Origin of the sequence: Vibrio sp. 14G-20, assembly GCF_026241515.1 — a bacterium.
In the GTDB taxonomy this organism is placed as follows: domain Bacteria; phylum Pseudomonadota; class Gammaproteobacteria; order Enterobacterales; family Vibrionaceae; genus Vibrio.
Genome location: NZ_JAPHPW010000001.1, coordinates 73,413 through 98,994, shown reverse-complemented (window position 1 = coordinate 98,994; position 25,582 = coordinate 73,413). Strand labels below are relative to the sequence as shown.

General features: G+C 45.2%; 27 protein-coding genes. 13 read left to right on the top strand and 14 right to left on the bottom strand.

Annotated features, from left to right (window positions below; all coding sequences use genetic code 11):
* Positions 1–32: 32 nt before the first annotated feature.
* The 3 genes from OQJ75_RS00480 to OQJ75_RS00470 all read left to right on the top strand — a co-directional run bounded on the left by OQJ75_RS00480 (position 33) and on the right by OQJ75_RS00470 (position 1,729).
* The gene (locus OQJ75_RS00480; RefSeq protein ID WP_265970479.1) at positions 33–356 is read left to right on the top strand and encodes a c-type cytochrome; all 324 of its coding nucleotides are present in this window, start codon (positions 33–35) and stop codon (positions 354–356) included.
* A 130-nt stretch (positions 357–486) separates the two neighbouring features.
* Positions 487–825, top strand: coding sequence for a nitrogen regulatory protein P-II (gene glnB / locus OQJ75_RS00475; RefSeq protein WP_017063373.1), 339 nt, complete (start codon positions 487–489; stop codon positions 823–825).
* Positions 826–886: 61 nt separating this feature from the next.
* Complete coding sequence (locus OQJ75_RS00470) at positions 887–1,729, top strand: endonuclease/exonuclease/phosphatase family protein (protein ID WP_265970478.1); 843 nt, start codon at positions 887–889, stop codon at positions 1,727–1,729.
* Positions 1,730–1,829: 100 nt separating this feature from the next.
* On the opposite strand, the gene OQJ75_RS00465 is transcribed toward OQJ75_RS00470, so the two are convergent.
* The 3 genes from OQJ75_RS00465 to gloB all read right to left on the bottom strand — a co-directional run bounded on the left by OQJ75_RS00465 (position 1,830) and on the right by gloB (position 4,913).
* Positions 1,830–2,516: a YIP1 family protein gene (locus tag OQJ75_RS00465; protein WP_265970477.1), complete on the bottom strand. Its 687-nt coding sequence runs from the start codon at positions 2,514–2,516 to the stop codon at positions 1,830–1,832.
* Positions 2,513–4,084 carry a LysM peptidoglycan-binding domain-containing protein gene (locus OQJ75_RS00460; RefSeq protein WP_265970476.1) on the bottom strand — a complete coding sequence of 524 codons (1,572 nt, stop codon included), beginning with the start codon at positions 4,082–4,084 and terminating at the stop codon, positions 2,513–2,515. Before OQJ75_RS00460 ends, OQJ75_RS00465 begins: the two co-directional genes overlap by 4 nt.
* Before the next feature lie 70 nt (positions 4,085–4,154).
* A complete protein-coding gene (gloB, locus tag OQJ75_RS00455; protein ID WP_265970475.1) occupies positions 4,155–4,913 on the bottom strand; it encodes a hydroxyacylglutathione hydrolase in 759 nt (252 codons plus the stop codon).
* A 53-nt stretch (positions 4,914–4,966) separates the two neighbouring features.
* Here gloB and OQJ75_RS00450 point away from each other — a divergent pair, with 53 nt between their 5' ends.
* Positions 4,967–5,749: a class I SAM-dependent methyltransferase gene (locus OQJ75_RS00450; RefSeq protein WP_017060724.1), complete on the top strand. Its 783-nt coding sequence runs from the start codon at positions 4,967–4,969 to the stop codon at positions 5,747–5,749.
* Between the two features lie 78 nt (positions 5,750–5,827).
* Here OQJ75_RS00450 and rnhA read toward each other — a convergent pair whose 3' ends face one another.
* A complete protein-coding gene (gene rnhA / locus OQJ75_RS00445) occupies positions 5,828–6,292 on the bottom strand; it encodes a ribonuclease HI (RefSeq protein ID WP_017069372.1) in 465 nt (154 codons plus the stop codon).
* Positions 6,293–6,348: 56 nt separating this feature from the next.
* Between rnhA and dnaQ the strand changes: the two genes are divergently transcribed.
* Entirely contained in the window at positions 6,349–7,116 is a 768-nt protein-coding gene (gene dnaQ / locus OQJ75_RS00440; protein WP_010436546.1) for a DNA polymerase III subunit epsilon, read from the top strand.
* Between the two features lie 9 nt (positions 7,117–7,125).
* Positions 7,126–8,373: a TIGR03503 family protein gene (locus OQJ75_RS00435; protein ID WP_265970474.1), complete on the top strand. Its 1,248-nt coding sequence runs from the start codon at positions 7,126–7,128 to the stop codon at positions 8,371–8,373.
* A 128-nt stretch (positions 8,374–8,501) separates the two neighbouring features.
* On the opposite strand, the gene fadE is transcribed toward OQJ75_RS00435, so the two are convergent.
* Positions 8,502–10,967 (bottom strand): acyl-CoA dehydrogenase FadE, encoded by a 2,466-nt coding sequence (gene fadE / locus OQJ75_RS00430; RefSeq protein ID WP_265970473.1) that lies wholly within the window; start codon positions 10,965–10,967, stop codon positions 8,502–8,504.
* A 328-nt stretch (positions 10,968–11,295) separates the two neighbouring features.
* Here fadE and lpcA point away from each other — a divergent pair, with 328 nt between their 5' ends.
* Both lpcA and OQJ75_RS00420 read left to right on the top strand, forming a co-directional pair.
* The gene (gene lpcA / locus OQJ75_RS00425; protein ID WP_017063379.1) at positions 11,296–11,871 is read left to right on the top strand and encodes a D-sedoheptulose 7-phosphate isomerase; all 576 of its coding nucleotides are present in this window, start codon (positions 11,296–11,298) and stop codon (positions 11,869–11,871) included.
* Between the two features lie 67 nt (positions 11,872–11,938).
* Complete coding sequence (locus OQJ75_RS00420) at positions 11,939–12,784, top strand: class II glutamine amidotransferase (protein WP_265970472.1); 846 nt, start codon at positions 11,939–11,941, stop codon at positions 12,782–12,784.
* Between the two features lie 79 nt (positions 12,785–12,863).
* Here the strand turns inward: OQJ75_RS00420 and purN are convergent, their stop codons facing one another.
* Entirely contained in the window at positions 12,864–13,538 is a 675-nt protein-coding gene (gene purN, locus OQJ75_RS00415) for a phosphoribosylglycinamide formyltransferase (protein WP_265970471.1), read from the bottom strand.
* Positions 13,539–13,830: 292 nt separating this feature from the next.
* Entirely contained in the window at positions 13,831–14,871 is a 1,041-nt protein-coding gene (purM, locus tag OQJ75_RS00410; protein WP_008222945.1) for a phosphoribosylformylglycinamidine cyclo-ligase, read from the bottom strand.
* 169 nt (positions 14,872–15,040) lie between these two features.
* Between purM and upp the strand changes: the two genes are divergently transcribed.
* Positions 15,041–15,667: a uracil phosphoribosyltransferase gene (upp, locus tag OQJ75_RS00405; RefSeq protein ID WP_017060716.1), complete on the top strand. Its 627-nt coding sequence runs from the start codon at positions 15,041–15,043 to the stop codon at positions 15,665–15,667.
* Positions 15,668–15,808: 141 nt separating this feature from the next.
* Here upp and OQJ75_RS00400 read toward each other — a convergent pair whose 3' ends face one another.
* A complete protein-coding gene (locus tag OQJ75_RS00400; protein WP_050619933.1) occupies positions 15,809–17,047 on the bottom strand; it encodes a uracil-xanthine permease family protein in 1,239 nt (412 codons plus the stop codon).
* Between the two features lie 277 nt (positions 17,048–17,324).
* Between OQJ75_RS00400 and OQJ75_RS00395 the strand changes: the two genes are divergently transcribed.
* On the top strand, positions 17,325–18,578 hold the full coding sequence (locus OQJ75_RS00395) for a DUF2066 domain-containing protein (RefSeq protein ID WP_265970470.1): 1,254 nt from the start codon (positions 17,325–17,327) through the stop codon (positions 18,576–18,578).
* 127 nt (positions 18,579–18,705) lie between these two features.
* On the opposite strand, the gene OQJ75_RS00390 is transcribed toward OQJ75_RS00395, so the two are convergent.
* From OQJ75_RS00390 to OQJ75_RS00375, 4 genes are all read right to left on the bottom strand, one after another.
* Entirely contained in the window at positions 18,706–19,143 is a 438-nt protein-coding gene (locus OQJ75_RS00390) for a DUF2069 domain-containing protein (RefSeq protein WP_017072638.1), read from the bottom strand.
* Positions 19,140–19,733, bottom strand: a complete 594-nt coding sequence (gene wrbA, locus OQJ75_RS00385; protein WP_265970469.1) for an NAD(P)H:quinone oxidoreductase — start codon at positions 19,731–19,733, stop codon at positions 19,140–19,142. The genes OQJ75_RS00390 and wrbA overlap by 4 nt, the downstream gene beginning before the upstream one ends.
* A gap of 6 nt (positions 19,734–19,739) precedes the next feature.
* Positions 19,740–20,090, bottom strand: a complete 351-nt coding sequence (gene arsC / locus OQJ75_RS00380; protein WP_050619930.1) for an arsenate reductase (glutaredoxin) — start codon at positions 20,088–20,090, stop codon at positions 19,740–19,742.
* Between the two features lie 122 nt (positions 20,091–20,212).
* On the bottom strand, positions 20,213–21,667 hold the full coding sequence (locus OQJ75_RS00375; protein ID WP_265970468.1) for a tetratricopeptide repeat protein: 1,455 nt from the start codon (positions 21,665–21,667) through the stop codon (positions 20,213–20,215).
* 178 nt (positions 21,668–21,845) lie between these two features.
* Here OQJ75_RS00375 and OQJ75_RS00370 point away from each other — a divergent pair, with 178 nt between their 5' ends.
* Both OQJ75_RS00370 and OQJ75_RS00365 read left to right on the top strand, forming a co-directional pair.
* On the top strand, positions 21,846–22,085 hold the full coding sequence (locus tag OQJ75_RS00370) for a sulfurtransferase TusA family protein (protein ID WP_265970467.1): 240 nt from the start codon (positions 21,846–21,848) through the stop codon (positions 22,083–22,085).
* A complete protein-coding gene (locus OQJ75_RS00365; RefSeq protein WP_017629427.1) occupies positions 22,078–23,154 on the top strand; it encodes an AI-2E family transporter in 1,077 nt (358 codons plus the stop codon). The genes OQJ75_RS00370 and OQJ75_RS00365 overlap by 8 nt, the downstream gene beginning before the upstream one ends.
* 146 nt (positions 23,155–23,300) lie before the next feature.
* Here the strand turns inward: OQJ75_RS00365 and bcp are convergent, their stop codons facing one another.
* Positions 23,301–23,771 carry a thioredoxin-dependent thiol peroxidase gene (bcp, locus tag OQJ75_RS00360; protein WP_176680276.1) on the bottom strand — a complete coding sequence of 157 codons (471 nt, stop codon included), beginning with the start codon at positions 23,769–23,771 and terminating at the stop codon, positions 23,301–23,303.
* 12 nt (positions 23,772–23,783) lie between these two features.
* Positions 23,784–24,326 carry a glycine cleavage system protein R gene (locus OQJ75_RS00355; RefSeq protein WP_017632494.1) on the bottom strand — a complete coding sequence of 181 codons (543 nt, stop codon included), beginning with the start codon at positions 24,324–24,326 and terminating at the stop codon, positions 23,784–23,786.
* A gap of 374 nt (positions 24,327–24,700) precedes the next feature.
* On the opposite strand from OQJ75_RS00355, the gene dapA reads away from it, so the two are divergent.
* The gene (dapA, locus tag OQJ75_RS00350; RefSeq protein ID WP_017632493.1) at positions 24,701–25,579 is read left to right on the top strand and encodes a 4-hydroxy-tetrahydrodipicolinate synthase; all 879 of its coding nucleotides are present in this window, start codon (positions 24,701–24,703) and stop codon (positions 25,577–25,579) included.
* The last annotated feature ends 3 nt before the right edge of the window (positions 25,580–25,582 follow it).

Below are 25,582 nucleotides of genomic sequence, written 5' to 3'. Positions count from 1 at the left end.
ACAATTCGACGTCACTTTAATAAAAATAATTAATGGAATATGCAATGAAGAAAATTACACTAGGATTAGTTCTTGGATTTGGACTATTGAGTGGTAACGCTCTGGCGGCTGATGTTGCTGCGGGTCAAGCTAAAGCAGCAATCTGTGCGGCATGTCATGGTGCAGACGGTATCGCAGTGATCCCAGGCTATCCAAACCTTAAAGGTCAAAACGAGCAATACATCGCTTCATCAATTAAGGCATACAAGACCAACCAGCGCACTGGTGGTTTGGCCGCTGTAATGCAGGCTCAAGCTTCAATGCTGAGTGATGAAGACATCGCGAATCTAGCCGCTTACTACGCAAGCCTTAAGTAAAACCTTCTCAAAGCGCTGATTAAACAAGATGATAAATTTCGAGCCAGAGCTTTAAAGCTCTGGCTTTTTTCATTGAATGTTTACTATAGCTAACCGATAATGAGCCATTCGCACAGTTTAAGGGATGAACATGAAAAAGATTGAAGCCATTATCAAGCCATTCAAACTTGATGATGTACGTGAAGCACTTGCAGAAGTGGGTATTACGGGTATGACAGTATCTGAAGTTAAAGGCTTTGGACGTCAAAAAGGTCATACTGAGCTATACCGCGGCGCAGAGTACATGGTCGACTTTTTACCTAAAGTGAAACTAGAAATCGTTGTGACCGACGAAGTGGCTGACCAATGTGTTGATACCATCATCGAGACGGCTCAAACAGGTAAAATTGGTGACGGTAAGATCTTCATTACTGAAGTTGAACGTGTGGTACGTATTCGTACTGGCGAAGAAGACGAAGACGCCGTATAAAAAAACTATTACCCTAAAAGGAGCGTTTATCGCTCCTTTTTCATTTCTGGTAGGGTGTTGTATGTTTAAGAGAACCATCGTTGTTATCACGCTATTGATAACGCTTGCTGTCGTTAGTTTTCATTTTATCTTCGTGATCCCGAATAAACCCAACCTGATCACTTCCTCTCAAAGTACCAGTAACGACATCTACAGCTGCTACCAAAACTCTGCACCGAAAGCGATTGATGTGTCTGATGGCTTAGACATTACGGTGTGGAATATCTATAAGCAAAACCGAAATAATTGGCAGAGTGAGTTAAATAAGCTGTCGGCAGGTAGCGATTTAGTCTTGCTGCAAGAAGCGAGTATGACAGAAGGACTTCGCCAATGGGTAACGAGCGGACAGTGGGGTAGCACTCGTGTGAATGCGTTTGAAGCCTTTGAGCAAAGTGCTGGGGTACTCAACCTAGCAACTCATTTACCGATTGAAGCTTGTGCTTATACTCATGAAGAACCTTGGCTTCAACTGCCTAAATCCGCGCTTTGGTCGCGTTACCAACTAAGCAATGGCGAAGAGCTGGCTGTGATTAATATCCATGCTGTGAACTTTACCTTTGGTACGGAAGATTACGAGGCTCAGCTCAAGAGCTTAACCGACAATCTGCAAAAGTATCGTGGGCCTGTTATTTTTGCTGGGGACTTTAATAGCTGGAGTGAAGCTCGCTTTGCTGTATTGAAAGATGCGTTGGAGAAGGTTGGTTTGACGGAAGTTGCCTTTGAGCCAGATAACAGAACTCAGTTCATTACAGGGCTAGTGCTCGACCACGTATTCTATCGAGGGCTAGAGGTAGAAAAAGCAAAAGCGCCTATTACGGACGCTTCTGATCATAACCCTATGCGAGTGACCTTTAAGGCTAAATAGTTATTAGCTATTGGAGCTTAACTATTCGCACGGTGGTTACGTTGGGTAATCTAACGGAGCAAATAGGCTAGAGAGTTTTCGCTAGCCTTATCTCTTCAACTTAAAAGATTAAAATGTAGAGCGCCCAGATTAGGTAGTAGCCAACCCATGGTAAGCCTGAAATCACAAGCGCTTGCCCGCGTTCAAACTCAGTCCACGTTAATACCGCAGCATAACCTAGCACGATGTACCATGGCAGAAGCAGTGGTAATGAGCTAGAAAACTGTGACCAATCATTGGTTAGCGGTAACTTGATTAAGCCATTTAAGCTGTTCAAGTCGGCAGCGTAGTTCATCACATGTCCATGCTTGAGTATCAGGCTTGCGTAGCTTGCTACATCACCTAAAACAGCTGGGAATATAACAACCGATGCCGCTGCAAACCATCGCCAAAAGCTGTGCTGATGTTGGCTTGGCTTGGTTGCTAGGTTAAACCAGAATGCCAATAGAACGATGGTTAATGTTCGGCCAAATACGTCGCTGATGATTTCACTTGCGAGTAAGGTATTGCTGTCAAGTAACGCCAATTGGTCAGGGTTCGTTTGAGCCAGTTGCTGCGATAGCTCTGCACTTAACCATGCAAAATCTACATTCGAAAAATAGGCACCCCAAAATAAAAATGGGCTGAGCATTAATACGACGTAGGGTTGCCATCCCCAAGCACTTCGCTGATAAAGCGCTAAGAAACAAGCTGTTGGCGAACGGAATATATCCAACAGCATGACGAGTGGGTTACTTGACGGGTTCATACACTTACCTTAGTTACATCAACATACAGCTTCAGTTTTTGTCCTGGCTGTAAGTATTTCTTGTTCTGCAAAGTGTTCCATTTTACAACATCTGCACTTTTAACTTTGAACTTTGATGCAATACCGCTGACTGTGTCACCCGATCTTACGTTATAGAAGATCGTACGGATGATGGCGCCGTCTGAACCATTCTTCCAAATGACCAGTTCTTGACCAACTCTAAGCGTGTCGCGTGGTCCCATGCCATTCCACTTAGCCAGTGATTGGTGAGATACCTTATTTGCGCGCGCAATCGTCCACAGGCTGTCACCACTTTTTACCGTATGATTAAGCTTATATTGGCCTCGACTCTTCGACTGTGTGCTTGCTAGGCGGTTTGAAGCGCTTAGTGCGTACGTTTTGTCGTCTTTGGTTGAGGTTGGGATAAGTAGGTGCTGACCAATACGGATATTGTTGTTGCTCATCCCGTTTGCAGAACGAATCACTTTGCTGGTGGTGTTGTATTTACTCGCCAGTACGCTGATGCTATCGCCAGATTGCACTTTATAACGCACCAACTTCATGCCTTTGCCTTTATTGGCCGCCACTTCTTTGTTGAACTTCTCAACAGAGCTTAGAGGAAGCAATAATTGCTGATGCTTTTCTGGTGCCGTCGCCCATTGGTTATAAGCTGGGTTGTAGCCTTGCAGCTCTTTTACCGGAATGCCTGCGTAGTTTGCCGCAATCGCCAGATCAAGTTGTTCGTCCGGGTTAACCAGAGTCAATACCGGCTTGTTAGGGATTGCAGGAATGTCGATGCCATACTTTTCTTGGTTGGCAATCACGTCAGCCAGTGCAAGTAGCTTAGGTACGTAGCTGCTGGTCTCTTTTGGTAAATCCAAAGAGAAGAAGTCGATTGGCTTACCCAGCTTCTTGTTCTTGCGGATAGCACTGCTTACACGACCACCGCCACTGTTATAGGCAGCAATGGCATGATTCCAATCGCCATCGAAACGTCTGTTGAGGTCTGATAGGAAATCCAATGCAGCATCGGTAGAGGCGGCGACATCACGACGACCGTCGTACCAGAAGTTCTGTTCTAGTCCGTAATCTTTGCCTGTGCCAGAAATAAATTGCCATAGACCTGCAGCGCTGCCATGAGAGTAGGCGAACGCATCGAAAGAACTTTCTACAACCGGCAACAAGGCCAATTCTAGTGGTAAGCCTTTTTCTTCAATCTTAGTGGTGATCAAATAAAGGAAGGGTTCAGCACGTTGTGAGACGGTTTTTAGATGACTAGGGTGCTTTAGATACCAAGTTCGGTAGTAATCGACCTTCTTTTGGTCGGGTACTTCCATTTCAAGTTGCATCGCAATACGTTTCCAAACATCTTCTTGTGTTTGTGGAGTAACGACAGGTGCTTCAACCTTTGGTTCTTCTTTGGTCGCTTCTGATGAAACGTTCGTTTGAGAAACTTCTTTAGTAGGAGATGTGTTGGTTTGCTCGGAAGCTTGGTCTGGATTCTCTGACTGAGTTAATTGGCAACCAGAAAGTAGTAGTACCAAAGCCCAGCTGTACTTAACTCGCATGTTACAGCCTTTTTAATAAACGGCCGATGATAATACTTGCCACCCCCTATGAGTGACAAGTCTGGATTTGTTAAAATTCGTTCTTCCACGTACGTAAAGCGGTGAACACTGACAGAGGATCGGTGTTTTCGGTGCGATTAGACACTGATTTCATTACACTTGGCTCGGTATAGCGCAGGAAGGGGTTCACAAACTTCTCTTGTCTCAAATTTGTGGGGATGGTCGACTTATTTTGAGCGCGAAGTCGGTTCACTTGGTCGCGATATTGCTGTAAATGTTGGTTATCAGGCTCAACCGCTAATGCGAAAGCGATATTGGCTGCAGTGTACTCATGTGCACAATACACTTCGGTTTCTTGAGGGAGCGCTGTGATCTTATTCAGCGCATCGAACATCTGTTGTGGCGTGCCTTCCATGATTCGGCCACAACCCGCAGAGAACAGCACATCACCACAAAACAGTTTGGCATCACCCACATAACCAATGTGACCCGCGGTGTGGCCACTCAGCCCAAGTACTAGAAAGACTTCGCCAAACAGCTCTAACTGGTCACCATCGTCGACAGGGTGAGTCAACGTTGGGATCGGTTCGTTCTTTGGGCCCACTACATCAACGCCAGGGTGTTGCCTTACTAATTCTGGAACGCCACCAATGTGATCATGGTGGTGGTGTGTAATCAAGATTGCATCTAAAGTTAGCTCATGATGTGCCAAGTACTCTAATACTGGAGCCGCATCACCAGGGTCGACGACAGCACAACGGCGATCGCTATTTTGAATCAGCCAGATGTAATTGTCGTTAAATGCAGGTATGCTTTTGATATGTAACATTATTGGTTCTCCAGTCACTTTTAGTGCGACAGAATAAGTGAGACAGATTATTGATGAAGCCAGCACGTAGCAGAAAGAAGTTTGAACGTCCTTACACTTGGGCGCAATTGCACAATGGGGACTGGTTGAGAGAATCTATTCAAACTCGACTCGATGAGTGGTGCCCAAAGCTATTTGGTTACCATATGCTCAAGCTCGGTGGCCTCAGTAGTGAGATTTCTAGCTGCACATGCAACATTCAACATCAAGTAAACCTAGATATCCAGAACCCATTACATAATGTGATAGCGGATGGCTATAATTTACCCTTTTTGGAGAAAAGCTTTGATGTTGTAGTACTGAGTCATCAGCTAGATTATAGCAATGACCCGCATCGATTATTGAGAGAAGTCGATCGAGTGATGATGGACGATGGCTATATCATTATCACTGGCTTCAACCCAATCAGTGTCACTGGGCTTGCCAGTTTGATGCCTTGGCGAAAGAACAGCTTACCCTGGAGTGGGCGTATGTACACGCCAAGTCGAATTAAAGACTGGTTAGGTGTACTTAACTATGAAGTAATTCATTGTGACACCTACGCACTGTTTCCGATGAGTAAGTATCAAGCGATGTGGACGTGGTTGGAGAACAGCTTAGGTGGTTGTGCATCCTTCGCCGGAAGCCAATACTTTATTGTTGCTCGTAAACGTACTTACCCGCTAAAACCCATCAAACCACATTGGCACCTTAAGCGACGTTTCTCGCCTGTTGGAGCCAGTTTTAGAACCAATACGCGCCGTACAATGGATTCAGCCAAAGCGTCATATCCGCTAAAAACAGAAAAAGCCGACTAGTTGTCGGCTTTTCATCTATCAATTCGATTGAGAAATTATAAATCGCTTTCTGAAATGTGCGTCTAATTTAAAAAGCGGTTAGCTTGGTTGATAGCCCGTATCTTCTTGAGTCGGATTCTCCGCTGCATTTCGCGCTAAATCATCACACATTTCGTTTTCTCTGTGTCCCGCGTGTCCTTTTACCCAGCGCCAATCAACGCTATGGCGAGCGGTTTCTTTATCGAGCCTTTGCCACAGATCGGCATTTTTAACCGGTTTCTTGTCGGCTGTTTTCCAGTCACGCTTTTTCCAGTTATGAATCCACTGTGTGATGCCTTGACGCACGTATTGGCTATCTGTGGTCAGAATCACAGAGCAAGGTTCTTTGAGGGCTTGGAGAGCCACGACAGCGGCGAGCATTTCCATGCGGTTATTGGTTGTTAGCGTGAAGCCTTCTGCTAGCGTCTTCTCGACTTTCTTGTAGCGAAGTACGATGCCATAGCCACCGGGACCAGGGTTGCCCAAACAAGAACCATCAGTGAAAATTTCAACTTGTTTCGTCATGATTTGATACTATTACCTCAAGCACATTATCGGCATAGTCTGACACAGTTATCCTTATGAATACCAGTAGCACTCCAGAACAAAGCACGAACGAAAAAAACAGTTCGAACGAAAATAAGCGCATTGTTGTACTCGATACCGAAACCACCGGTATGAATACAGAGGGTGGCCCTCACTATATGGGCCACCGCATCGTTGAAATTGGTGCAGTAGAGATCATCAACCGTAGGTTGACCGGGCGTCATTTCCACGTCTACATCAAGCCCGATCGTGCGATTCAAGAAGAGGCGATTGGCGTTCACGGTATTACCGATGAATTCTTGATTGATAAGCCTGAATACCAAGATATACATAAAGAGTTTCTCGACTTTATCAAAGGTGCGGAGCTGGTGGCTCATAATGCGCCCTTCGATACGGGCTTTATGGACTATGAGTTTGAGAAGCTTAATCCAGCGATAGGTAAAACGGATGACTACTGCAAAGTCACCGATACCTTGGCAATGGCGAAGAAGATATTCCCAGGTAAAAGAAACAACCTAGATATCTTATGTGACCGTTATGGTATTGATAACTCGCACCGTACTCTCCACGGCGCATTGCTCGATGCGGAGATCCTAGCCGACGTCTACTTATTGATGACGGGTGGACAAACTTCGCTGCAATTTAACGCTGGCCAACAAGAAGGCGAAGCAGAAAGTATACGAAGAGTAGAAAGTGGTCGAAAATCCCTAAAGGTTTTACGAGCTACGGCCGATGAAGTAGAAGCGCATCAAAATCGTTTAGACCTCGTCGAGAAAAGCGGAAGCTGCCTTTGGCGTCAGTAGGGAGAAAGTATGTTAAGGGTATTGGCTACCGGTTACTTATTGCTGTTAAGTTTTAGTCTACATGCAGCAACGGAATCTGTAATGAGTTTATTGGACAACCGTTTTCGAGTTGACCCCAGTATTGAACAAGTCACCTTTGTGATTTATCGAGCCGATAACTCTAAACCTGTCGTTTTGGTTCGCCCTGATGGCAAGAAATACTACTCTTGGCGCAATGCTGATAATGTCCGTTGGTACGAAGAATCGTCCATGGACATTATCTCTATCGACAATCCGATGCCCGGCCCTTGGCAAGCGATAGGTAAAGTTTCCCCTAAGAACAATATCAAGCTGCTGTCTCATCTTGTTTTGGATGCTAATGAGTTCCCAGATAAGTTGTATCAAACCGAACATATCAAATTTACCGCTCGTTTGACCTCAGATGGAAAGCCTCTTGTGCTGCGTGATTTTCTGGATCGCGTGAAGCTCAAGGTGACATTTACTAAGTTTGTCGAAAACGAAGAGTCTTTAGTGAGAGAAGCACGCCCAGTGCCTGTTGTTATGGGCGAGTTTGCCGATGATGGCGCTGATCTTGATGAAAAAGCCGGAGATGGTGTGTTCACTGTCTCTTTGCCAATTGATATCGAGCCTGGCAAATACCGCGCGCGTATTACTTCTGGCAATGGCGTGTTTTTGCGAGCGCAAGAACAGGAAGTCTTAGTTTACCCAACACCGATCACCACTACTTTCATTCAGTCTCGAAAAGAGGGCTTACCTCACACTATTGTGGTGTCTGGTGAGCAAGGCATGATCGCACCGAGCTCTTTAGCGGTTCACGTTGAGCATAAAGCACCTGATGATTATGTAACGTACAGGCAGGGCCAAGCTGAAGTCGACGCAATGAAAGTCGCTCTAGAGGTGCCTTACAATGGCGATTTGGGGATTTATAATTGGTCAGGAATGGTTTACGCCACTGATGCTTCAAGTCAGCGCCCGCTGATCTTTCCAATTACCGAGCAGTCGTACAGCGTTGTTGAAGATATCGACTTAGCAGAATCACGACGTCTTCAAGAAGAAGCACTTGCTGAACAGAAGCGTATCGCAACAGAGTTGATGATCCTCCAAAAACGTGAAGATGACAGACAGCGCAGTATGATCATTATTGCGGTGGGGAATGTGGTCGCGATTCTATTGGGCTTATTGATTTGGTTTGTGGTTCGTAAGGTTAAGGCGAAGAAAAAAGCTCAACCAGAGATGCAGCTCAAGGCGCCCAAGTAACTCGCTTAAATGATTATGCTGGCTAGAGAGAATAAGCCGCTAGATAAAGCATTGGAATTTGTGTCAGCGAAATCATGAACAAAAAAACGGGACTCATAGGAGTCCCGTTTTTATTTCTTTTTCTGGTCTTAAGCGACGTTATCAATCGATTGGTCTGGGTACTGCGACTTTGCTGCAAGCTCCTCTGGTGAGAAGTCATCCACGTTAATCGTGTACAGTCTATGTTCCTCAGCGCTAATCAAAAGGTTTGCCTCTTCTTGCGTTAAGATACCTTTCTCAAGCCCCAATTGAGCGACAAGATCAAGTCGTAAGAAGGCACGTTTTTGATGCGTCTCTTTACAAACTTTCTCGAACAGTGGCTCAGCTTGAAGAATCACTTCGAGTGCTTTCTCAATCTTACCTACTGGGTTATGTTCAGTTGCTTCTAAGTATTGACCACGGCCGATACGTGAACGTGTTTCGCTCGGCGTTTGAATAATATGCGCTACTTGGCTATCTAGCTTGTCGTTTGGTGCACGGCGAATGCGACCAAATGGCATTAATACAACACGTAACAGACGACCAACTACTGGATTAGGGAAGTTCGCCAAGAACTCATCAATCGCCACCTCAGTTTGACGTAAGCTATCTTGCATCCCCCAATGTACTAGCGGTAGATCTTCAGCGTGGCTGCCTTCGCTTTCAAAGCGTTTCAGTGTTGCTGAACCTAAATACAATTGACTCAGGATGTCGCCCAGCCTTGCAGATAGGCGCTCTCTGCGTTTCAGTGAACCGCCTAATACAGCCATTGAAATATCAGACAATAGCGCTAGGTTTGCACTGTAGCGGTTCAGTTGTTGGTAGTAACGTTGTGTTTGCTTGTCAGTTTTATTGGCTGGCGTTGGCGTATCTGAACCACGGCCATCGGTTAAACCAAACCACAAGCTGCGGACTAGGTTACTCATAGTAAAGCTAACGTGTCCTGCTAACGCAGAATCAAACTTATCAAGCGCATCGCTGCTTTCAGAATAAGCCGCTTCCATTTCGTTCAGTACGTAAGGGTGGCAGCGAATCGCACCTTGACCATAGATGATCATTGAACGAGTCAGGATGTTTGCGCCTTCAACCGTTATCGCGATAGGTGAGCCTTGGTAGCCACGAGCTAGGAAGTTTGATGGGCCTAAGCAAATGCCTTTACCGCCGACGATATCCATCGCATCAATGATGCTGCGTTGGCCACGGTGAGTACAGTGGTACTTAACGATTGCAGAGATAACCGAAGGCTTTTCGCCAAGGTCGATGCCCGCAACGGTTAGGTTACTCGCAGCGTCCATTACATAAGCGTTACCGGCCAGGCGTGCAAGTGGCTCTTCAACCCCTTCCATACGACCAATTGGTTGTTTGAACTGACGGCGGATACGAGCGTAAGCGCCAGTTGCCAGCGCAGCCGACTTGATACCACCTGTCGAGTTTGAAGGCAGTGTGATACCACGGCCAACCGACAAACACTCAACCAGCATGCGCCAGCCTTGACCTGCCATTTTCTGGCCACCAATGATGAAGTCTATAGGCACAAAAAGGTCATCGCCTTGCGTTGGGCCATTTTGGAACGGAACGTTAAGCGGAAAGTGACGGTTGCCAATCTCAACGCCTTTTAAATCCGTTGGAATCAACGCACAAGTAATACCAAGATCTTGTTTGTCTCCAAGCAGACCATCAGGATCACGTAGTTTAAAGGCTAACCCTAAAACGGTCGCGACAGGAGCAAGAGTGATATAACGCTTGTTCCATGTTAAACGCATTCCAAGTACTTCTTCGCCTTGCCAATCTCCTTTACATACAATGCCGTAATCAGGGATTGAGCCTGCATCTGAGCCAGCTTCCGGGCTAGTTAGAGCAAAACAAGGGATCTCTTTACCTTCCGCTAGGCGCGGCAGGTAGTGGTTTCTTTGTTCTTCTGTTCCATAGTGTTGCAATAGCTCACCAGGGCCTAATGAGTTAGGTACGCCAACCGTCGATGACAATACACTAGAAACACCCGTTAGCTTCTGTAGAACCAAAGATTGAGCGTAAGCTGAGAACTCTAAGCCGCCGTACTTTTTCTTGATGATCATGGCGAAGAATTTATGGCCTTTCAGGTATTGCCATACTTCTGGTGGCAAATCAGCAAGCTCATGAGTGACTTGGTAATCGTTGACCATTTCGCACACTTCATTAACTGGGCCATCTAAAAACGCTTGCTCAGCTTCAGATAGCTTCGGGTCAGCAATGTTCTGAAGCTTCTTCCATTCAGGTTTGCCTTTGAACAGCTCTGCTTCCCACCATACCGTACCCGCTTCTAGTGCTTCTTTTTCTGTCTGAGACATCGCTGGTAGAACTTTCTTAAATAAAGAGAGTGCTTTTTGGCTGATTAAGGTCTGACGAATGGTAGGTACAGCAAAGATCGCAACGGCTAACACGTAGCAAAGCCAGCCAGTGACTGCCACGCCGCCAAACAGTGTTAATGCTACCATTGCGCCAGTTAATACAATTAATGCACGTACCAGACTAACTCTATGGTAAAGACAGACGCCTAAGATGGCGGTCATGCCGAGTAGGGAGAGCAATATGTTCATGATCGATTTCCTTTTCAGAGATCACTTATTGTTATTAAGTTTTAGGTAAGAGGTCTAACCAGTTAAGTGTAAACAAAATATTAAATATTTGTAAAACTCCAAGGTGAATAAAAAGTGATCTCAATAGAGTTAAAATTCTAATTGTGAGAGGTTGGTGGCGAATATTTGGACGGATCGGCAGTGAGACCCTAATAAAGGTGGCAATCTTTGGGCTTAAGTGTCGACACTATTTCATGTTTGTGGGTAAACTCAGCTATAAAGAGGGGAAAACCCTCAGTTCTCATTTCACGCGCTTTAAGTTGCGTCAAAAAAATAAGAGATAAGCCTTATGTACCAAGACCTAATCAAAAGTGAATTAAACGAAGCTGCTGATGTTCTGAACAAGTTTTTGAGTGATGACCATAACATCGCTCAAATTGAAGCGGCGGCAAAACTAATTGCTGACTCATTCAAGCAAGAGGGCAAAGTGCTTTCTTGTGGTAATGGTGGTTCACACTGTGATGCAATGCACTTCGCTGAAGAGCTTACTGGCCGATACCGTGAAAACCGTCCAGGTTACGCTGGCATTGCGATTTCAGATCCAAGCCACCTGTCTTGTGTGAGTAATGACTTTGGTTACGACCACGTATTTTCTCGTTATGTGGAAGCAGTAGGTCGTAAAGGTGATGTGTTGTTTGGTCTGTCGACTTCAGGTAACTCTGCCAATATTCTAAAAGCAATTGAAGCCGCTCAAGCGAAAGGCATGAAGACGATTGCATTGACGGGTAAAGATGGCGGTAAAATGGCGGGTTGTGCGGATATCGAAATCCGAGTGCCACACTTTGGTTACGCAGACCGTATCCAAGAGATTCACATTAAGATCATTCATATTGTGATTCAGCTTGTCGAAAAAGAGATGGAATAATAGTTTTACAGATATTTGGAGCTCAGGTTTGTGGCTCCATTGGTTTTAATAGGGAGTAGATTAAACCATGTGTGAATTGCTCGGTATGAGCGCGAATGTGCCAACTGATATTTGTTTTAGCTTTACTGGTCTTATGCAGCGTGGAGGCAATACTGGCCCGCATCGTGATGGCTGGGGTATCACCTTCTATGAAGGAAAGGGTTTTCGTACATTTAAAGATCCTAACCCTAGCTGTGAATCTAAGATCGCTGAGTTGGTTCAAAACTACCCAATTAAAAGCCAAGCTGTTGTCAGTCATATCCGTCAAGCTAACCGTGGTGGCGTTAATCTAGAAAATACACACCCTTTTACCCGTGAGCTTTGGGGGCGATACTGGACCTTTGCTCACAATGGTCAATTATCCGATTACGATGATCTGGTGAGTGGGCGTTTTAGACCTGTCGGTGAAACGGACAGTGAACTCTCTTTTTGTTGGCTACTGAAACAACTTGAAGAGCGTTTTCCTGAGCCACCTCAAGACATGGAAGGTATGTTTCGTTTCGTGGCTGAGTGTTGCGACAAGCTACGCGAGAAAGGCGTGTTTAACATGTTGTTGAGTGATGGAGAGTACGTGATGACTTACTGTACTAACCATTTGTACTGGATAACCAGACGTGCACCTTTTGGTAAAGCGAGCTTAATTGATGAAGATGTTGAGATTAACTTCCAAGAAGAGACCACACCGAATGATGTGGTGACGGTCGTCGCAACTCAACCTCTTACCGACAATGAAAAGTGGTTTAGGATGAAGCCGGGTGAATACGCACTGTTTCATTTTGGTGAACTGATTGGCAACAACCATCAGGCGTTGCAAGATGTTGCTTACGCACCTAAAAAGGTCGCGAGCCAAGCTCCTACTGAACCATTAAGCTAAACATCTGTTTACTGATAAAAGAAAGGCCGTTTACTGTACTCAATTAGTTAACGGCCTTTTTTGTCCTATATTCTTGGCACTACTCTTCTGCGTAACCGTGCTTACCTAATACCTTATCGTCTAAGACAGCTTGCCCGTTTAGCATTGACAAACGTTCTTCCGCGAACCATTTGCAGACCATAGGGTAAATGCAGTGTTCTTGAGTAAGCACGCGGCTTGCCAGAATATCAGCATCATCATCTTCAAATACCGGAACCTTAGCCTGTAAGATCACTGGGCCACCATCTAGTTCCTCGGTAACAAAGTGAACGCTAGTCCCGTGCTCTTTATCTTGTGCATCAATGGCACGCTGGTGGGTGTGTAGGCCTGGGTATTTCGGTAACAGGGAAGGGTGGATGTTGACCATTTTCCCTGCATAGTGACGAACAAACTCTGAACTCAGGATTCGCATGTAGCCAGCGAGTACGATTAAATCTGGCTGGTAAGCATCGATCTGAACCATCAATTCATGGTCAAACTCTTCACGTGAACCAAAGTCTTTTGGATTCACTGAATGAGCGTCAACACCTGCGGTTTTCGCTCGTTCTAATCCAAAAGCCTCTGCTTTGTTTGAGAAGACAGCTTTAACCGATGCATCAATCATATCGCTATCGCAGGCATCCAAAATTGCCTGTAAGTTGCTTCCGCTTCCTGAAACTAACACAACGATGTTTTTCTTAGAGTGACTGTTTTTATTTGAGTGATTGTTTTTCATAGAGTGGGTCATACGATTGATTAACTGGAGTTTATACCAATCACAGTAAGTAAGTGCTCATAAATAGCGCAGGAAAAAGGCTTGAGAACGAGGCAGAGATTTTAGATAAGTAGTTATCCTACAATCAAAATTTCTAACGACGTGATCGAGCGTTTTAACAAGCTAGGATGACCAGTTACTTACTACGATTGGTATCTATATTACCTACATAAACTAAGGTTTTCTGCGGGCTAAATAGCAAAATGAGGACCATTAGGTCCTCATTGATTAACTAAGTAAGTGAACGTATCACTTATTTGATTTCAACTTGCTCTTCGCCAGCTTCAGCGTTTGCGATCTCACCGATAACCCAAGCGTTTTCGCCTTCAGCTTTCAGTAGTTCAACAGCAGCGTCTGCTTGATCTTTAGGTAGGGCAACAACTAGACCTACACCACAGTTGAAAGTGCGGTACATTTCAAATGTCTCCACGTTACCTTTCTCTTGTAGCCAGTTGAAGATAGCAGGCCATTCCCAGCTCTTGCCATCAATGACTGCTTTAGTCCCTTCAGGAAGTACGCGTGGGATGTTTTCCCAGAAACCACCACCTGTGATGTGCGAGATAGCATGGATGTCATGCTCTGCAATCATCTTAAGCGCTGATTTGATGTAAATCTTAGTTGGTTCGAGTAGGTGCTCACCGATAGTGCGACCTTCTAGTTCTTCACTCTTATCAGCACCAGAAACTTCTAGAACTTTACGAATTAAAGAGTAACCATTTGAGTGTGGGCCACTTGAACCAACAGCGATAAGTGCGTCGCCTGCTGCTACTTTAGTACCGTCGATGATGTCAGCTTTTTCTACAACACCAACACAGAAGCCAGCTACGTCGTAGTCGTCGCCTTCGTACATGCCCGGCATTTCAGCAGTTTCACCACCGATGAGTGCGCAGCCAGCTTGAACACAGCCTTCAGCAATACCAGAAACAACGTCTGCTGCTGTATCTACGTCTAGCTTACCCGTTGCGTAGTAGTCTAGGAAGAATAGCGGCTCACCACCTTGAACGATTAAGTCGTTCACACACATTGCCACTAGGTCGATACCAATGGTGTCGTGTTTTTTCAGATCCAAAGCAAGGCGAAGTTTAGTACCAACACCATCAGTACCTGAAACAAGTACCGGCTCTTTGTATTTCGTTGGAAGTTCACATAGGGCGCCAAAGCCACCAATACCGCCCATTACTTCAGGGCGACGAGTGCGTTTAACAGCACCTTTAATACGGTCTACTAGTGCATTACCTGCGTCGATATCAACACCAGCGTCTTTGTAGCTTAGAGAAGAAGTATTACCACTCACGGGATAGTCCTCGAACTTAAGTTGGATGTGAAAACGGCGCTATTCTAACAGGGCTTGATTACCAAGAGCAAACGTTTGCGCGGTTTTTTTTATTAGAATAAAGATTCTGAAATAACCTTAGAGTTCGTGTATAATCTACAGGTTTGTTTAAATATTGCCGGAGTTGGAAATGAAAGTTGTTGAAGTGAAACACCCGCTAGTAAAACATAAAATTGGCCTGATGCGTGAAGGTGAGATTAGCACTAAGCGTTTTCGTGAGCTAGCGACAGAAGTGGGTAGCCTTCTAACATACGAAGCGACATCAGACTTTGAAACTGAGCGTGTGACGATTAACGGTTGGAACGGTCCAGTAGAAGTTGACCAAATTAAAGGTAAAAAAGTAACTGTAGTGCCAATCCTACGTGCTGGTCTAGGCATGATGGACGGTGTTCTTGAGCACATCCCAAGTGCACGTATCAGCGTTGTTGGTATCTACCGCGACGAAGAAACACTTGAGCCAGTACCATACTTCAACAAGCTTGCATCTAACATCGATGAGCGTATCGCTCTAGTGGTAGACCCAATGCTTGCGACTGGTGGTTCTATGATCGCAACTATCGACCTGATGAAAGAGAAAGGTTGTAAGCACTTTAAGATTCTTGTGCTTGTAGCGGCTCCTGAAGGTATCGCTGCTCTAGAAAAAGCGCACCCAGACGTAGAGCTATACACGGCTGCAATCGATGAGAAGCTAAACGACAAGGGCTACATTGTTCCTGGTCTTGGCGATGCTGGTGATAAGATCTTCGGTACTAAGTAATTCGGCTCCAGCTTAAGAGACTCTGAACAGTATCTTAAATCGCTGAATTAGTTGTATTAATAAAAAGGGAGAGCATTCGATGCTCTCCCTTTTTTGATCTTGTTGGTTTGTGATTCTTTTGAATCTAGCCTTATCGATTGATTAATCGATTTGAGCTTTATCTACCACAGTGTTATCACCTAGCTCATCTGGAAGAACTAGGTTCAGTAGAATCGCTACGATGCCACATAAGCTTACGCCTTGTAGGCTAAAGTCGCCGATGCCAAATGCCATGCCGCCGATACCAAATACTAACGTAATGCCCACAATCACAAGGTTGCGTGATTTGTGTAGGTCAACTTTGTTCTGAATTAGAGTATTCAAGCCTACGGTTGCGATAGAGCCAAACAGTAGAATCATGATGCCGCCCATCACAGGAACTGGGATCGTTTGAAGCAGTGCGCCTAGCTTGCCAACCAATGCAAGAACGATGGCAGTGACCGCAGCCCAAGTCATGATTACAGGGTTGAATGCTTTGGTCAGCATTACTGCGCCTGTTACTTCACTGTAAGTCGTGTTTGGTGGCGCGCCCAGCATAGAAGCTGCAATTGTTGCTACACCGTCGCCAGTGATAGTGCGATGTAAGCCAGGCTTCTTAAGGTAGTCTTTGCCGGTTACGTTAGAGATAGCAAGCATGTCACCAACGTGCTCAACAGCAGGTGCAATCGCAACAAATACCATGAAGAAGATAGCGTTGATGTTGAACTCAGGTGCTGTGAAGTTAGGCAGTGCTAGCCAAGATGCTTGAGCTACTGGCGTGAAATCTACTGCGCCATACACCAAGCTGGTGATGTAACCTGCAACAATACCACCGAAGATTGGTAGTAGTTTAAGGAAGCCTTTTGAGAACACACTGATGACAATCGTTACTAGCAGTGAAATCGAAGAGATCCACAGTGCTGCGTCTGCATCAACAAGCTGAACCGCACCATCACCAGTCTTACCTAGTGCCATGTTAACCGCAACAGGCGCAAGCCCTAAACCGATAACCATGATCACTGGGCCAACCACGACAGGTGGAAGCAGTTTATGGATGAAGCCAACACCACGAACTTTTATTAATGCGCCCATTAGTACATACACAACACCTGCCGCCATAAGGCCGCCCATGGTTGCACCTACACCCCAAGTTTGAATACCAAACATGATAGGCGCGATGAATGCGAAAGAAGACGCTAAGAAGATTGGCACTGAACGGCGTGTAATAAGTTGGAATAAAAGGGTACCGATACCCGCGCCAAAGAGTGCAACGTTAGGATCAAGTCCTGTTAGCAGCGGCACAAGTACAAGCGCACCAAAAGCTACGAACAGCATTTGCGCACCTTGCAAAGCATTTTTCATGATATGTCCTTAAAATGGTCGTTATATGAAAAGTGAAAAATAAAATTCGCGGGATTCTATCACTTAGCAATCGATTGCTACACCAGATAGATCAAATTTATTTATCTTAGTGATGTTTTATAGCCATCTAAGCCCGAAAAATTCCGTTGATAAGTGAGCGATTTATCATGGCCAGGTGATATTTTGTGGTTATTAAACACAGTGGGCGCTATCGACCTTGCCCCACAATCCATAGTTGCTTATCATCTAGGCACAAGATTTGAATATTAGGATCAGTATGCGCTACATAGCATTGTTGTTGATGGGACTATTAGCCTCTCCGAGTTATGCCTTAACTCAAGTAGATATTTTTAGTGCTGAAGTTGCGATTAACGCTGAAGACAAACAGCCAGAACAAGTGGCAAGAAATACAGGTATGGAGCAGGTATTGATACGTGCGACTGGCCAAACTGATGTCGCTTCGAATGAGACGATTCAAAAGGCGATGCGCAAGAGTTCGCAGTACATGTCTCAAATGAGTTTTGGCGAAAGCAATGACCAATCAACATTGCGTATGCGTTTTAACGGCGCTCAAATCCGTTCTCTACTGACTCAAGCACAGTTACCTTACTGGCCTGACACGCGTTCAAACATCCTTGTTTGGCTGGTGGAAGAGGACAACTACGACAAGAACATCGTATGGGAACACTCTAACTCACAGTTGGCCGCAGGCTTACAAGCAAACGCAAAAGAGCGTGGCTTGCCTCTAACGCTGCCTGTGGGTGATTTTGACGATATTACCGGTATTGCGACTTCTGATTTGTGGGGCAGCTTTGTTACGCCAATCAGTAAAGCGAGTCAGCGTTATCCTGTTGATGCTGTGTTGGTGATAAAGGCTCAATCTTCAGGTCTACGTTGGGCTCTATACGATCAAAAACCAAGTCAATTGACGAGTTCACCAACATCGCCTGTAAGTGGTTCGCTATCGGGTAACAGCGCTACGACTTCTAAGAAGTTAGTCGACCAAATCAGTAACTACTACGCAGGCAAAAGTGCTGTGACGGTAGCGAGTGAGTCATCAGAATCGATTTTAACGCAGTTTATTAGCCTGAATAATGCTCAGGACTTCTTCCAGTTGGAGAACGCACTTAAGCGTCTAAACTCGGTGGCAAGCCTAGATATCCTCAAGATTCAGAACAACGAAGTCACTTTCCGAATTCACTTATTGTCGACTCAACAAGAGTTTGAGCAAGAAGTAGCAAGTATTCGCCAAGTTGCGAAGGTTGAAGAATCTTACATTGAACCTGAAGTGAGCCCTGAATTTGAAACGCAAGACAACACCATGTCTGTAGGCGATGATTCAGCAGCTGCTACAGCTAACGAAGCGGACTCAAGTGTTCAAGTCATCAAAGGTAGCGAGTTATCAACTGAAGCGGATGTTGAGCTAACGAACACGTCTGACGTAACGCTAGAAGAATCTGACGCTGTAGAACTAACAGCTACTGCACCAGTGCATGCTAAGCCAAGCTTAGTATACGAATGGGTTCGCTAGTGATTGTCTTCTGACATGACCGATTGAAATGAATTTATGAAAAAAGCCCTGCCAGAGCAATCTCGCAGGGCTTTTTGTTTGTTGTCACTTTTTCTATTGGTACTAGAACAGGACAACTTAATCTAGGTTACTGTTCGAACTTAGCTTTCTCTGTCTTTTCTACTTCAGAAAGGCGCTTAAGCTTGATACCCAACTCTTTGGCTCGAAAGCGGGTAAATAAAATATTACCCGCGAAGCCTAAAGTCGTCAGAAGCAGTTCTACAGCAGCTAATAAGCGCTCGCCACCGTCTACATACAAAATAGTTAATGCGTGTAGGAAGTAGAGCATTAAGACAAAGTTCGCCCAAGCATGCGTATAGGGTTTGCCCGCTAAAATCCCCGGTAATGGCAATAAAAGAGGAACAGCCCAAGCAATAGCAAGTGTTACATTACTCAGGTGAGGGTGTGGTGAAAGCGTCATCTGCCAAGCAACCACCCACAGTAAAAGCAACAAGTTGCCCGCTAATGCAAGGTAGCGAAACAGCTTAGTTTTGGGAGACATCGCCTTCTCTGGCATATACATCATTGAGAGATCCCTTTCTGGTTGATGGCGATACGTGCTAAGCGTTTGCCTAGGTTCTGCGCCAACTCAATCTCTTCTTTGCTAAGCGAAGCGCTCTCTCCTGTACTGCTGGCACCGTAAGGTGTGCCACCAGTTTGAGTGGTGTGCAGCGCAGGTTCTGAGTAGGGAATCCCCACGACTAACATGCCATGGTGAAGTAGAGGTAACATCATGCTTTGCTGTGTCGTCTCTTGACCACCATGCAGTGATGAAGAAGAGGTAAAAACACAAGCGGGCTTATCGATAAGATCGCCATTGACCCAAAGTGATGTCGTGCTATCCCAAAAATGCTTCATTGGCCCGGCCATATTGCCAAACCAAACTGGACTGCCCAGCGCCAAACCATCACAAGAGCGTAACTCTTGTAATGTTGCAATAGGATCGGTTGGTTGATAGCGCGAATCAGGCTGCTCCTCTACCGTGTACACGTGGTTCACCGTTCTTAGCATGGCTTCGCAGTTCGGGGTGGATTCAACCCCTCGTGCAATCTGCCTTGCTAGAGCTTGTGTGTTGCCGTGGCGGCTGTAGTAAAGGACAAGAATGTTAATGCTCATATTGGATTACAGAATCTCTAGCACTTGCTCTGGTGGACGACCAATCTTCGCTTTGTTGTTCGCGACAACGACTGGGCGCTCAAACAGTTTTGGATTGGTTGCCATCGCGGCGAAAAGATCTTCATCGGTAACCGAAGCATCACCAAGGTTTGCTTCTTTGTAATCCGCTTCTTTGGTACGCATCATGTCACGAACACTCTCAAAACCAAGCTGAGTGAACAGTACTTTCAGCTGTTCAACTGTTAATGGAGTCTCTAGGTATTTGATTACCTCTGGCTGTACGCCGTTTTCCTGAAGCACTTCTAGAGTTTGACGGCTCTTTGAGCAGCGTGGGTTATGATAAATCACGACAGACATGGTTCTTCCTCATTATTATTTTTGATTTAATTGTTTAGCTGAAGCCACCAGAGGTGACTTCTTTTTTGTGTAACGTTGAGCTTTCTTTTTATTCTGGTAACGAGCTGTTACCAGTAAACATACTATTGTAGCGATAAGAATCGTTCTCTCTGAATCATTAGCTGATCAATTCGAGCGTCGTAGCGTGCTTGTTTTAGGCTTCCTAATTCTGCGATTTGGCTTGCTTGCGTGTAGTACTGAATCGCTTTGTTCCAGTTGGCTTGCAGAGCCAAAATTTCTGCACGAGCAGCCAGTTCTTCGTCGCTATTACCAAGGCTCGTATTGACTTTTGAAAGAAGGTGCCAGCCATTGGTGTCGTTCGGATTATCGTGCGTGTAACGTTGCAATACGCGAACGGCTTCCTGTAGGTCTTCATTTTCAATCATTGCGTTGGCGTAGTTAATGGTCAGAACCGGGTTGTTTGGTTGACGAACCAGTGCTGATTTAAGTTCTTTAATCGCAATCTCAGGCTTTTTCTGTTCAATGTGCAGATCCGAAATAGCATCTAGATAAAACAGGTTGGTTGGGTCGCTGTTAATCAGCTTGTTCAGAATGGGCTCCGCTTTGTCTAATTTTTTAGAATCTAGGTAAACCAGTGCTTGACCATACTCTAATGACGGAACCAAAGCTTTAGGGGCTTTTTTCAGCTGACGCTCAAACCAATCAAGAGCAGCATCATTATTAATGCCAGCATAGCGCGCGACAATGCGGGCTCTTGCTAAGTGGTAGTCCAGCGATGGGGCCAGTTTCAGTGGCGGATAGCTGCGAGCACGAGCGCGTGAATCGGTAATTCGGTCTTCTGGTAGTGGGTGAGTTAGTAGCATTGGCGGTGGTGTGCTCGCATAGCGATATTCATCAGCCAAACGGCCAAAGAAACGTGGCATGGCATTCACATCAAACCCAGCTTTTGCAAGCGTGTTGATACCAAAGCGATCGGCTTCTTTTTCATTACTACGTGTGTAGTTGATTTGGCTTTGCATATTACCCGCAGTCGTTGCCGTTAGGGCTGCAATACCCGCTTCTGGAGCTGCAATCGCTAGCAATACAGAAGCTGCAAGTGCTGCAATGGTTGCAGGAGAACGGCGAGCTTGATCTTCCATACTACGTGCTAAGTGACGTTGGGTAACGTGCGCGATTTCGTGCGCTAATACAGAAGCGAGCTCACTCTCAGATTGCGCGTGTAGGAACAGCCCTGAGTGCAAAGCAACGTAACCACCAAAGAATGCGAAGGCGTTGATGTTGCGATCACGGATCATAAAGAACTGGAAAGGTGTCTTTACATCATTCGCGTTCGCGACCAAACGGTGACCTAACGTATCGATATATAGGTTTAGAACCGGGTCATTAACGATAGGCTGGCTGCTTCTGATGATGCGCATGTAGGCATCACCATAGATAAGTTCTTGGTCAATAGATAGTGTGCCGCCAGCAGCGGTACCGATATCTGGTAGCTCCAAACTGTTGGTATTCGCCAAAGTTGGGGTGCTTAATGTAGCTGCGATGCATAAGCAAGCAATTGAGCGAGCGCGTTTAAACATATTAGTCAGTAATACTCCGTTTCTTCTGACAGTAAGACAAGTGCGATGCAAATTGGTTCTTTATCTGATTTAACCTTTGCCAAGTGCGTGCGCTATCATGAAGGAAGATGAATGAATGATGGCGCGTTTTCAAAAACAGATTACAATACGACCCTTATAATAAGCATCGAGCTCAAGAATGACACCTAATATTCTAGATTTACGCCAAGAGCGCTGTCCAATGGCGCTATTATTAGCCAAGCGTCACAGTGTAAAGTTAGAAGTAGGGCAAACATTGTCAATTTATGTCTCTGACATCAGCTCGATGAAAGATATTGTTACGTTTTTATCTAAGCAAACCTATGTCGTCGTCACTGAGGTTTGTTCTAATTACCACCATCTCCTCGTCACTAAAAAGGAATTGCAGTCAAATGCTTGAAATGGTCAATCGTTGGTATAAACGACGTTTCTCTGATCCCCACGCTGTCAGTTTGGTTGCCATCATTCTATTCGGCTTTATTACCATCTACTTCTTTGGTCACCTTATTGCGCCATTATTAGTGGCCATTGTGTTGGCTTACTTACTTGAGTGGCCTGTTACCCAACTTCAAAGACTTGGTGTTCCAAGAACCCCATCGGTGATGTTGGTGATCATGATGTTCTTTAGCGTGATGTTACTTGCGCTGTTTGGTCTAGTACCAACGATTTGGGAACAAGTAGGTAACCTTATCAATGATATTCCAAGCATGTATGGTGGCTTACAGAAGTTCATCGCAACCATTCCTGAGCGTTACCCTGAATTAGCAAACCTGCAGATCGTTGAATCGATTGTGTCTAACGCGAAAAACAAAGCGCTAGGCTTTGGTGAAAGTGTAGTGAAAGGCTCTTTAGCTTCATTAGTGAGCTTGGCAACGTTAGCGGTTTACCTAATTCTTGTACCACTGCTTATCTTCTTCCTTTTGAAAGACAAAGAAGAGATGATCAGAATGGCAAGTGGTGTTCTACCTAAGAATCGACGTCTAGCGACCAAGGTTTGGGTAGAGATGAATCAACAAATCTCGAACTACATTCGAGGGAAAGTGTTAGAAATTCTAATCGTTGGTGGCGTGAGCTACGTGACCTTTGCGATTCTGGATTTACGTTACTCAGCACTACTGGCTGTCGCGGTCGGTTTCTCGGTTCTAATCCCGTATATCGGTGCTGCGGCTGTGACGGTTCCAGTGGCAATTGTTGGTTTGTTCCAATGGGGACTAGAGCCTCAGTTCTACTGGCTATTAGTCGCTTATGGCATCATTCAAGCTCTAGACGGTAACGTGTTAGTGCCAGTTTTGTTCTCTGAAGCCGTGAACCTGCACCCAGTCGCGATTATTGTTGCGGTATTGGTGTTTGGTGGACTATGGGGGTTCTGGGGCGTGTTCTTTGCAATCCCACTGGCAACGCTAGTGAAAGCGGTTTGGAATGCCTTACCGAGTCATGCATTAGACGATGACCCTGAGCACTCGCATTAATTAGTGTCTTCGTTTAAGCATTAACGAATACCCATTACGAAGAAGGCCGAATCTCACTAAGATTCGGCCTTTTTAATTTGGTGTGTTTCTGAAGTTTATTTGGTCAAAAGCTTTCTGCAACTTAGTGCCTTAACCGAAACAGACTATTAAGCTTCTTGATTGAAGTAATCGAGAACCACTTCGTGGTGAGTCTTAGTCTTGAACTTATTGAAGACGTGTTCAATCTGACCTTCTTCATCAATGAGGAAGCTAATACGGTGCAGACCATCGTATACTTTACCCATGAATTTCTTCTCACCCCAAACGCCAAACTGTTCAGCAACGCTGTGGTCTTCGTCAGACAGCAGTGTGAAGTTTAGAGATTTCTTCGCAACAAAGTTTGGTAGGCGTTTTACTGGGTCAACACTCACACCCAAAACAACCACATTTAGGTCATCAAGCTGTGCTTTGATATCACGCAGGCCTTCCGCTTGCACAATACAACCTGGAGTCATTGCTTTTGGGTAGAAGTAGAAAAGTACTTTTTTACCTTTGAAGTCACCAAGAGATACGATATTGCCATCTTGATCTGGAAGAGAAAAAGCAGGTGCTGGAACTCCAGCCGTTAGCGTATTCATGACATTTCCTTTTTAAAGACTGTTTTTGATAAAGTTGAGCGAGCCTTGGACTGATAGGCTCTGACACAGCGAATTGAATTCTTCTTGTAGCTGCATCAAATTACATTCTGATTGCACAGAAGCGGTAATAGAGATATGGAATTGGTCGTTATCGAGCTGAACCTTGGACTTATTGATGGTTTGCGCGCTAAGCGAGTCGAGGCCGATGTTTCGGTCTGCGAAGAACTGAGTGAACTGCTCGGTTAGGCCGAGTTTGTCGTCTGACTCAACGAAAACTTCTAGCGTGTAGGAGTTCTCAATAACATCATGAGGCGAGGTTCGCTTCATAATCGTAATCAAGTCGTGCTCTTGGCCAAGCAAGGGCAGGGTGGTTTCAACGCGGGTAATGTTATTTGCCTTTCCAGACAGTAGCATGATAAGCGTAAATTCTTCGCCAAACAGAGCGATACGGCTATCAATAATGTTACAGCCTGATTGGGTGACTAAATGAACCACTTGGTTGCATACACCTGGGCGATCAGTGCCCACAGCTGTGATTACTAGATGTTGAGTCATAAAATCACGTCTCTATATATTCCATTGATGCTTGCATGTTAGCACAGTTAGCCTGAGGAATAAGCGTATGGGCGGGGCTTTTTATGAGGCACCTTGCGTCTAATTGGTAACAAATGATAGGAATATTGAGAACGTTAAAAACAGAGATGACAAAGTGAGGCGACAGCTTACTTGTTACTGACATCCAGTGATGCGCTATCCGCTAGATTGAGCGCAGGTTACCCAAATTTCAGGTATAACGCCGTTAGAAGTCGTTTTACCTCAAACATACGACAATATTTACTGCAGATGTTGCCGCTAAGCCACTTTAATGTCTTGTGTTTATTGATTGGCTTACAGTAACATGCAAAAAGAATAAATTAAGGGAGATAGACATGTTTTCAGGAAGTATCGTTGCGCTAGTTACGCCATTTAACGCAGATGGCGAAGTGGATTTCGACAGCCTTAAAAAGTTGGTTGATCACCATGTTGCTGCAGGTAGTGATGGTCTGGTTGCGGTTGGCACAACAGGTGAGTCTTCAACACTCACAATTGAAGAGCATGTCAAAGTCGTCAATAAGATCGTTGAATTTGCTGATGGTCGTATTCCTGTTATCGCTGGTACGGGTGCAAACGCAACTCACGAGTCTGTGCTATTCAGCCGTTTGCTAAATGGTTCTGGCATTGCTGGTTGCTTGAGCGTAACGCCTTACTACAACAAACCGACTCAAGAAGGTTTGTACCAACACTACAAAGCGATTGCTGAAGTAAGTGACGTTCCTCAAATCCTATACAATGTACCGGGTCGTACTGCTGTAGACTTGTTACCAGAGACGGTTGCTCGCCTTGCTGAGATCGAAAACATCGTTGCACTTAAAGATGCGACGGGTGATCTCGACAGAATTGCAATTCACCGTGAACTTTGTGGCGAAGACTTTATCTTACTAAGTGGTGATGACTTAACAGGTCTAGAATTTGTTAAGCGTGGTGGCGATGGCGTGATCTCTGTAACTAACAACGTTGCAGCCGCTGATATGGCAACCATGTTCAAACTGGCGAAAGAAGGTAAGTTTGAAGAAGCAGAAGCGATCAATGAGCGTTTGATGCCTCTACACAAGAATTTGTTCGTTGAGTCTAACCCTATTCCCGTAAAATGGGCGGTTCATAAAATGGGTCTGATTGCTGAAGGTGGCTTACGTCTACCGCTGACTGAACTGTCAGAACCAGCTCAACCTGTTGTTGCTCAAGCAATGACTGAAGCGTGCATTTACTAAAAC

Bases quoted from the DNA above. Each gene is read 5' to 3' on its own strand.
- OQJ75_RS00480 (WP_265970479.1), top strand. From the start codon at position 33: ATGGAATATGCAATGAAGAAAATTACACTAGGATTAGTTCTTGGATTT.
- glnB (WP_017063373.1), top strand. From the start codon at position 487: ATGAAAAAGATTGAAGCCATTATCAAGCCATTCAAACTTGATGATGTA.
- OQJ75_RS00470 (WP_265970478.1), top strand. From the start codon at position 887: ATGTTTAAGAGAACCATCGTTGTTATCACGCTATTGATAACGCTTGCT.
- OQJ75_RS00465 (WP_265970477.1), bottom strand. From the start codon at position 2,516: ATGAACCCGTCAAGTAACCCACTCGTCATGCTGTTGGATATATTCCGT.
- OQJ75_RS00460 (WP_265970476.1), bottom strand. From the start codon at position 4,084: ATGCGAGTTAAGTACAGCTGGGCTTTGGTACTACTACTTTCTGGTTGC.
- gloB (WP_265970475.1), bottom strand. From the start codon at position 4,913: ATGTTACATATCAAAAGCATACCTGCATTTAACGACAATTACATCTGG.
- OQJ75_RS00450 (WP_017060724.1), top strand. From the start codon at position 4,967: ATGAAGCCAGCACGTAGCAGAAAGAAGTTTGAACGTCCTTACACTTGG.
- rnhA (WP_017069372.1), bottom strand. From the start codon at position 6,292: ATGACGAAACAAGTTGAAATTTTCACTGATGGTTCTTGTTTGGGCAAC.
- dnaQ (WP_010436546.1), top strand. From the start codon at position 6,349: ATGAATACCAGTAGCACTCCAGAACAAAGCACGAACGAAAAAAACAGT.
- OQJ75_RS00435 (WP_265970474.1), top strand. From the start codon at position 7,126: ATGTTAAGGGTATTGGCTACCGGTTACTTATTGCTGTTAAGTTTTAGT.
- fadE (WP_265970473.1), bottom strand. From the start codon at position 10,967: ATGAACATATTGCTCTCCCTACTCGGCATGACCGCCATCTTAGGCGTC.
- lpcA (WP_017063379.1), top strand. From the start codon at position 11,296: ATGTACCAAGACCTAATCAAAAGTGAATTAAACGAAGCTGCTGATGTT.
- OQJ75_RS00420 (WP_265970472.1), top strand. From the start codon at position 11,939: ATGTGTGAATTGCTCGGTATGAGCGCGAATGTGCCAACTGATATTTGT.
- purN (WP_265970471.1), bottom strand. From the start codon at position 13,538: ATGAAAAACAATCACTCAAATAAAAACAGTCACTCTAAGAAAAACATC.
- upp (WP_017060716.1), top strand. From the start codon at position 15,041: ATGAAAGTTGTTGAAGTGAAACACCCGCTAGTAAAACATAAAATTGGC.
- OQJ75_RS00400 (WP_050619933.1), bottom strand. From the start codon at position 17,047: ATGAAAAATGCTTTGCAAGGTGCGCAAATGCTGTTCGTAGCTTTTGGT.
- OQJ75_RS00395 (WP_265970470.1), top strand. From the start codon at position 17,325: ATGCGCTACATAGCATTGTTGTTGATGGGACTATTAGCCTCTCCGAGT.
- OQJ75_RS00390 (WP_017072638.1), bottom strand. From the start codon at position 19,143: ATGATGTATATGCCAGAGAAGGCGATGTCTCCCAAAACTAAGCTGTTT.
- wrbA (WP_265970469.1), bottom strand. From the start codon at position 19,733: ATGAGCATTAACATTCTTGTCCTTTACTACAGCCGCCACGGCAACACA.
- arsC (WP_050619930.1), bottom strand. From the start codon at position 20,090: ATGTCTGTCGTGATTTATCATAACCCACGCTGCTCAAAGAGCCGTCAA.
- OQJ75_RS00375 (WP_265970468.1), bottom strand. From the start codon at position 21,667: ATGTTTAAACGCGCTCGCTCAATTGCTTGCTTATGCATCGCAGCTACA.
- OQJ75_RS00370 (WP_265970467.1), top strand. From the start codon at position 21,846: ATGACACCTAATATTCTAGATTTACGCCAAGAGCGCTGTCCAATGGCG.
- OQJ75_RS00365 (WP_017629427.1), top strand. From the start codon at position 22,078: ATGCTTGAAATGGTCAATCGTTGGTATAAACGACGTTTCTCTGATCCC.
- bcp (WP_176680276.1), bottom strand. From the start codon at position 23,771: ATGAATACGCTAACGGCTGGAGTTCCAGCACCTGCTTTTTCTCTTCCA.
- OQJ75_RS00355 (WP_017632494.1), bottom strand. From the start codon at position 24,326: ATGACTCAACATCTAGTAATCACAGCTGTGGGCACTGATCGCCCAGGT.
- dapA (WP_017632493.1), top strand. From the start codon at position 24,701: ATGTTTTCAGGAAGTATCGTTGCGCTAGTTACGCCATTTAACGCAGAT.